Origin of the sequence: Azospirillum brasilense, from assembly GCF_022023855.1 — a bacterium.
GTDB classification, from domain to species: domain Bacteria; phylum Pseudomonadota; class Alphaproteobacteria; order Azospirillales; family Azospirillaceae; genus Azospirillum; species Azospirillum brasilense_F.
The window spans coordinates 780,850-787,500 of the sequence record NZ_CP059449.1 but is presented as its reverse complement, the minus strand read 5'-3'; the positions used below and the strand labels follow the sequence as shown (position 1 = coordinate 787,500).

4 protein-coding genes and 2 rRNA genes (1 of these 6 only partly in view) are annotated in these 6,651 nt (G+C 70.7%); 4 read left to right on the top strand and 2 right to left on the bottom strand.

The features are described 5' to 3' along the window. Together H1Q64_RS03765 and rrf are read left to right on the top strand one after the other, a co-directional pair. Positions 1 to 368, top strand: a 23S ribosomal RNA gene (locus H1Q64_RS03765); it begins 2,379 nt to the left of the window's first position. A gap of 132 nt (positions 369 to 500) precedes the next feature. Beyond that, positions 501 to 616: ribosomal RNA gene (gene rrf, locus H1Q64_RS03760) — 5S ribosomal RNA — on the top strand. Positions 617 to 798: 182 nt separating this feature from the next. Here rrf and H1Q64_RS03755 read toward each other — a convergent pair. Further along, positions 799 to 2,637, bottom strand: coding sequence for a bifunctional diguanylate cyclase/phosphodiesterase (locus H1Q64_RS03755; RefSeq protein WP_237904436.1), 1,839 nt, complete (start codon positions 2,635 to 2,637; stop codon positions 799 to 801). A gap of 170 nt (positions 2,638 to 2,807) precedes the next feature. On the opposite strand from H1Q64_RS03755, the gene H1Q64_RS03750 reads away from it, so the two are divergent. Beyond that, complete coding sequence (locus H1Q64_RS03750) at positions 2,808 to 4,370, top strand: ATP-binding protein (protein ID WP_237904435.1); 1,563 nt, start codon at positions 2,808 to 2,810, stop codon at positions 4,368 to 4,370. A 7-nt stretch (positions 4,371 to 4,377) separates the two neighbouring features. On the opposite strand, the gene H1Q64_RS03745 is transcribed toward H1Q64_RS03750, so the two are convergent. Beyond that, on the bottom strand, positions 4,378 to 4,785 hold the full coding sequence (locus H1Q64_RS03745; RefSeq protein ID WP_237904434.1) for a hypothetical protein: 408 nt from the start codon (positions 4,783 to 4,785) through the stop codon (positions 4,378 to 4,380). Between the two features lie 72 nt (positions 4,786 to 4,857). On the opposite strand from H1Q64_RS03745, the gene H1Q64_RS03740 reads away from it, so the two are divergent. Further along, positions 4,858 to 6,651 (top strand): tetratricopeptide repeat protein, encoded by a 1,794-nt coding sequence (locus H1Q64_RS03740; protein ID WP_237904433.1) that lies wholly within the window; start codon positions 4,858 to 4,860, stop codon positions 6,649 to 6,651.

Here is a 6,651-nt window from a genome sequence, read left to right as displayed (position 1 = left end):
CCTGGGGCTGGAGCAGGTCCCAAGGGTTCGGCTGTTCGCCGATTAAAGTGGTACGTGAGCTGGGTTTAGAACGTCGTGAGACAGTTCGGTCCCTATCTGCCGTGGGTGTCGGAGTTTTGCGAGGATCTGTCCCTAGTACGAGAGGACCGGGATGGACATACCTCTGGTGCACCGGTTGTCACGCCAGTGGCATGGCCGGGTAGCTAAGTATGGACGGGATAACCGCTGAAAGCATCTAAGCGGGAAACCCACCTCAAAACCAGAACTCCCTTGAGAGCCGTGACAGACCATCACGTCGATAGGAGGCATGTGGACGGGCGGCAACGCCTGAAGCTGAGCCTTACTAATCGCTCGATCGGCTTGATCCTTCCCAGCAGGATGCCCGCGCGCAGCGGGAAGCCCTGGGCGCACGAGCCAACACCGCAAGACCAAGAACGCAGACGTCCTCACTTAACGAAACCCGCCCGTCCGGTCCGGATGGTTCGCGTGTGCCTTGGTGACCTGGTGGTCATGGCGAGGCTCCCAACACCCGATCCCATTCCGAACTCGGCCGTGAAACGCCTCAGCGCCAATGGTACTGCGTCTTAAGACGTGGGAGAGTAGGTCGCCGCCAGGTCACCACGGCACACGCCAAGCCATCAAGGACTTGGATGGATGGGTTTCAATCGCTTGACAATCGGCTTCATGAACGGCAAGGCCGGCGCTTTCCCCCAACGGGAAGCGCCGGCTTTACGTTGTATTGGGGTGTTGCGGCCGGCCCCCTCCCTAGCCCTCCCCCGCCATCGGCGGGGGAGGGTATCAAGGGGTTGGGAGGTGGACGGTGCAGAGCTTGTCGGGGCTTTCCTTGGCGATGGCCTTGTGGCCGGCGATGGCGGTGTTGATCGCGTCGGAGGTCAGGCGGTGCGGGCCGGGAGCGATCACCACGGCGACGCCGCTGGCCGACAGGAGCGGGAAGCGCCGCACCGCGCCGTAGCGGTCCTTGCCCTCGAAGCAGCCGGCCTCCCGCGCCTCCGCGTCGTAGAGGCTCTCCGCGTCGGAGCGGAACTGCGCGACGAGGTCCGCCACGCGGGCGAGCGCGTCCTTGTCCTCGGCACCGCTGAGGGCGACGAAGAAGTCGTCGCCGCCGATGTGGCCGGCGAAGCCGCCGTTGCCCGACGCCCAGGCCTTCAGCCGCTCGCTGAACATCAGGATGGCGCGGTCGCCTTGGCGGAAACCGAAACGGTCGTTGAAGGGCTTGAAGTTGTCGAAGTCGAGATAGGCCAGGACGTGCTTGCGATCCTGCTCCTGAAGGGCGCGCTCAATATGGCGCACGATGGCGGCGTTACCGGGCAGGCGGGTCAGCGGGTTCTGGTCCGCGGCCATGGCGAGGTTGCGCTCGTGCACCAGCCGGATCAGCGCGCCGCTGGACAGGAAGCCGGCATACTCGCCGCCTTCGATGATGATGATGCCGTCGCTGGCCTCCTCCGCCGAGAAGGCCTCGATCACTTGGTCGAGCGGGGTGGAGATGTCGCAGACCGGGCTCTTCACCACCAGATCCAGCAGCGTGTCGCCCAACCCCTTGTTGCGCAGAAGCTCGCTGCCGAAACGGGAGTAGACGAAGCGCTTCAGGTCGCGTTCGCGGATCAGCCCCAGCGGGCGCTGCTGGCGGTCGACGATGGGGGCGATGGACGGGCTGTTGTCGCCGCGGAAATATTCCAGAAGCTCGGTCTTCGGGGAATTGACGGCGAGCGGCGGCTGCCGCTCGATCACCTCGGACAGGCGCAGGCGGGCCTCGTTCGGCTTGCGCCGATCCTGGCGGTTCAACTCCTCGACGACGCCGTAGCGCTCGGGCACGGCGCGCAGATCCAGGCTCGGCCGGGCGATCAGATAGCCCTGGGCGAAGTCGCAGCCAAGATCGCGGCAGGTGTAGAATTCCTTCTCCGTCTCCACCCCTTCGGCGATGATGAGGATGCCGAGCGCGTGGGCGTAGCCGACCAGCGCGTGAGCGATGGCCCGCTTGCGCGTGTCCTGGTCGATGCCGTCGATGAAATAGCGGTCGATCTTGAGATAGTCGGGCTTGGATTCGTAGAGCAGCCGCAGCCCGGCGAAGCCGACGCCGAAATCGTCCAGCGCCACCCCGATGCCCGCCTGCCGGTAGCGGTCGATGGCCTGCTCGATGCTGTGGTCGGGACGCAGTTCCCGCCGCTCGGAAATTTCCAGGCTGATGGTCAGGCGCGGGTCGGGCGCGCCGCCATCCAGCGCGACGGGGGCCAGCCAGGGCGAGCCGGCCACCCCGACCACCCGCGCGTCGATGTTCAGGAACAGCTTGGCGTTCGGCCAGTGGTCCAGCGCGCGGAAGGCCGCCACCGCCTTGGCGTGCAGGGCGCATTCGACCTCGGCCAGCAGGCCCTGCATGCAGGCGGCGTCCAGCAGGTCGTTGGGGCTGGCGAAGGGGCTGCGCTCCAGGCCGCGCAGCAGCGCCTCCATCCCGTGGCAGCGCCCGGTGCGCATCTGCACGATGGGCTGGAAGGCGACCGACAGCCCAGCCAGAAGACGGGTCCATTCCGCCGGCAGCGCGGCCTTGCGGGCGCCCCCTTCCGGTGTGCCGGAGCGATCGTCCCATTCGTCTGCTGGCACCGAGGCCATGGCTTCGTCCACCGCCGGCTGTCCATGTTCGTCGCGGGCAAGCCCATCTTGTAGCGGATGATCTTTTCGATTTCGTGACAAAGGCAAGGCGTCTGCGCGAGGGCGATCCAAAATGCCCTTCGCACCGTGGCCCCGCTTTGCGCTATAGGGGTGCGCTTCAACGCAGACGGAGGCGGCGGGGCATGAAGGTCGGCATCGACATGGGGGCGGCCATGACGGCTGGCGCGACGGGGGCGTCGGCGATGCTGGATCTCGAGGAGCTGCTGGCGACCCGCCTGCTGGTGCAGGGCAACTCCGGCTCCGGCAAGTCGCACCTGCTGCGCCGCCTGATCGAACAGAGCGCGCGCTGGGTGCAGCAGGCGGTGATCGACCCCGAGGGCGACTTCGTGACTCTGGCCGAGCGCTTCGGCCACATCGTGGTGAACGCCGACGAGCACAGCGAGGCCGCCCTGCAGAGCGTCGCCGCCCGCGTGCGCCAACACCGCGTCTCCGTCGTGCTGAACCTGGAGGGGCTGGACGCGGACATGCAGATGCGCCACGCCGCTGCCTTCCTGGGCGGGCTGTTCGATGCCGACCGCGACCACTGGTACCCCATGCTGGTGGTGGTGGACGAGGCGCAGCTCTTCGCCCCTTCCGCCGCCGGCGAGGTGTCGGACGAGGCGCGCAAGGTCTCGCTGGGCGCCATGACCAACCTGATGTGCCGCGGGCGCAAGCGCGGGCTGGCAGGGGTGATCGCGACACAGCGCCTCGCCAAGCTCGCCAAGAACGTGGCGGCGGAGGCGTCCAACTTCCTGATGGGCCGCACCTTCCTGGACATCGACATGGCCCGCGCCGCCGACCTTCTGGGCATGGAGCGCCGCACGGCGGAGATGTTCCGCGATCTGGAGCGCGGGCATTTCATCGCGCTCGGCCCGGCCATCTCGCGCCGCCCGCTGCCGCTGCGCATCGGTGCCGTCGAGACGCAGGGGCGGGCCGGCAGCCCGAAGCTGATGCCGCTGCCCGACACCCCGCTGGAGGACGCGCGGGAGCTGATCTTCAGGCCGGGCGAGCCGGAACCGCCGCGCCTGCCGGTGCGCCGCCCCTCGACCAGCGCCAGCGCCGATCTGCTGGCCCAGCTCTCCCGCCCGCGCCCCCTGCCGGTGGAGCCGGAGAGCGAGGACGGGGCCCCCGCGCTGCCCATGGAGGAGCCGGAAACGCCGGAGCAGGCGGCGGAGCGCAAAGCCGCCTACGAGGCGATCCTGCGCGAGGTTCTGGCCGATCCGGAGGCGCCCTACCGCTCCATCGCCGTGCTGTATCAGGACTTCCTGGTGCGCTGCCGGACGCAGGGGGTGCGGGGCGAGCTGCTGGAACTGCCGGCCTTCCGGCGCAAGCTGGCGGCGGCCCGCGCCGGGGCGGGGGAGGGCACCGAGGAGAATCCCGCCTGGGCGAAGGCGACCCAGGTCGCGGCGACCCTGCCGGAGGACATCCAGGTCGTCTTCCTGCTGCTGGCCCGTGCGGCGCTGGACCATCTGCCCTGCCCGTCCGACGCCGATGTGGCCCGTGCCTGCGGCAGCCGGTCGCGCGGGCGGGCGCGGCGCCTGCTGACCTACATGGAGCAGCGCGGCTTCGTCGCCACGCGCAGCGGGCTGGGCAACACGCGCAGCATCGCCCTGCCGGCGCTGGGCTGGGAGACGGCGCTGGGCGATCCGAACGCTGACGACGGAACCGACGGGCCGGAGGACGGCGGGCTGTTCGCCACCGTCTGATTTTTCTTTATTCGTCGTCCGGCTCGATCCCGGCGGCCAGGGCGTGGGCCAGACGCCCGGTGGCGGCGACCGTGGCCATGGCCTCCTGCGCCTTGGCGGCGATGCGCGCGGTGCCCTCCGGCGTCGGTTGGTAAAGCGACGGGTCGGGCAGGCGTTCGACGAAATCCCAGGCGCCGGTGGCGGGGTCCCAGACCTCGAACACCTCGGGGTTGGGGCGGCGGGCGACCCAGGCGCGGGCGGCGTTGCCCTCGGCGCGGAAGCGCACCCCGAAGAAGCGGCTGGCCGCCATGGCCCCGATGGCCGCGGTCAGGTCGCCGTCGGCGTCCGGGCAGCGCTGCGTCAGAGCGGCGCGCAGGGCTTCCGCCAGGGCGCGGCGGTCGTCATGATGGGGAAGGCCGTCGGGATCGGTTCTCATGGCCCGCGATGGTAGAGGGACGGCGCGCTCCGACAAGCGGGCGCAATGTCGCAAGCGCAGCCCGGAGTCGTCATGGTCAGCCTGTCCGAAGCCTACGCCATCGCCATCGGCCACCACCGGGCCGGACGGATGGGCGAGGCCGCCGGGGTCTACCGGGCGATTCTCGACGCCGACCCGCGACAGGCCGACGCGCTGCATCTGCTGGGCGTGCTGTCCGGCCAGACCGGGCGGAGCGAGGAGGCGGTGTCGCTGATCGCCCAGGCCATCGCGTTGGACCCGGAGGCGGCGGACTATCACGACAATCTGGGCAGCCTGCGCCGCAGCGGCGGTGATGCGGCGCGGGCGGCCGCGCAGCACGCGCGCGCTCTGGCGCTGGAGCCGGCGCGGGCCAAGGCGGCCTTCAACCGGGGGCTGGCGCTCGGCGATCTGGGGCGGGTGGAAGAGGCGCTGCTATGCTTCCGCGCCGCCCTGCGGATCGACCCCGGCTATGGGGCAGCGGCGCTGGCGGCGGGGCGGCTGCTGGCCGGCGGGCCGGAACCGTTGGCGGCGGGGCGCTGGCTGGCCCACGCGCTGTCCCTGGCACCGGACAGCCCCGACGCCTGGGCGGCCATGGGACGTGCGCGGCTGGCGGCGGGGGAGGCCGACGGGGCGGTGAGGGGCTATGGCCGTGCGGCGCGGCTGTGTCCAAGCAATGGTGCGGCGCTGGGCAACCTCGCCATGGCGACTTTGCAGGCCAGCGGCGCCCTGCCGGAGTTCCCCCGCGCCGATCGCCCAGAGGCGACATGGGGCGAACCGCTGGCCCGCGCGCTCGACCTGTTCCTGGCGGCGCTGGAGCGCGGGGCGGGGGAGGTGGCGGAGGCGGCGCTGTTCCGCACCGCCGTGCTGACCATCCACCGCGGCATGCTGGACGATGCGCGGCTGGAGCGGATCGCCGAGCGGGCGCGGGACCGGCTGCGGCGCGCGCCGGGGGATGGTGCGGCGGCGGCCTGCATCGCACACGGTCTCTACCGCCGGGGGCGGTTGGTGACCGCCTCGCGGCTTGCCCGACGCTATCTGCGCGGCTGGTCGGAGGAGGCCATCCGTGCCGACCCGCAGGCTGCGAAATGGCGGCAGGCCGATGCGCGCCCGGTTTTTCTCGACGCGCTCGCCGGGTATCGGCCGCGCATCGCGGAGGCGGGGGAGCGGTCGATGCCGGTTCCGCCCGCAGCCGAAGGCGGGGCGATCCTGCTGGTCAGCGTCGATTCCGATTACTGGCGGCGCTTCGGCGGCTGGTTTCTCTCCCACGCCCTCAAGGACGCGCCGGGCGACCGCGTGCATGTCCATGTCGTCAACCCCGGCGCGGAGGATCGCGCCGATCTGGACCGCCGCTGCACCACCCATCCGGGGCGCCTGTCCTGGTCGCTGGAACGCATCGACCTGTCCGCCCACGCGCCGGGGGCGGAGACGACCTATTACGCTTGTGCCCGCTTCTTCGTCGCCCTGGACCTGCTGGAGCGGACGGGGGCGCCGGTCTTCATCACCGACATCGACGCCCGTTGCACGGCACCGCTTCCGCCGGAACTGCGCGACGGGGCGGGCTGGGACCTGACGATCATGCGCGACCGCCGCGCCCGCGGGCCGTTCGACGACATCATCGTCAGCTTCCTCGGCGTCGCGCCGACCGCGGCGGGGCGGGAGTTCCTCGGCCTCGTCCGTGCCTGCATCGGCTGGTTCTTCGACCGGGGCGAAGCGGCCTGGACGCTGGATCAGGCGGCGCCCTACGCCGTCCTCCACGACTGGATGCGGCGCGGGCGCACGCCGCGGCTGCGCGAATACGAGTTCCTGCGCCTGCCCTGGTTCGACTTCCCGGTGAAGGGCGAGGGGTGA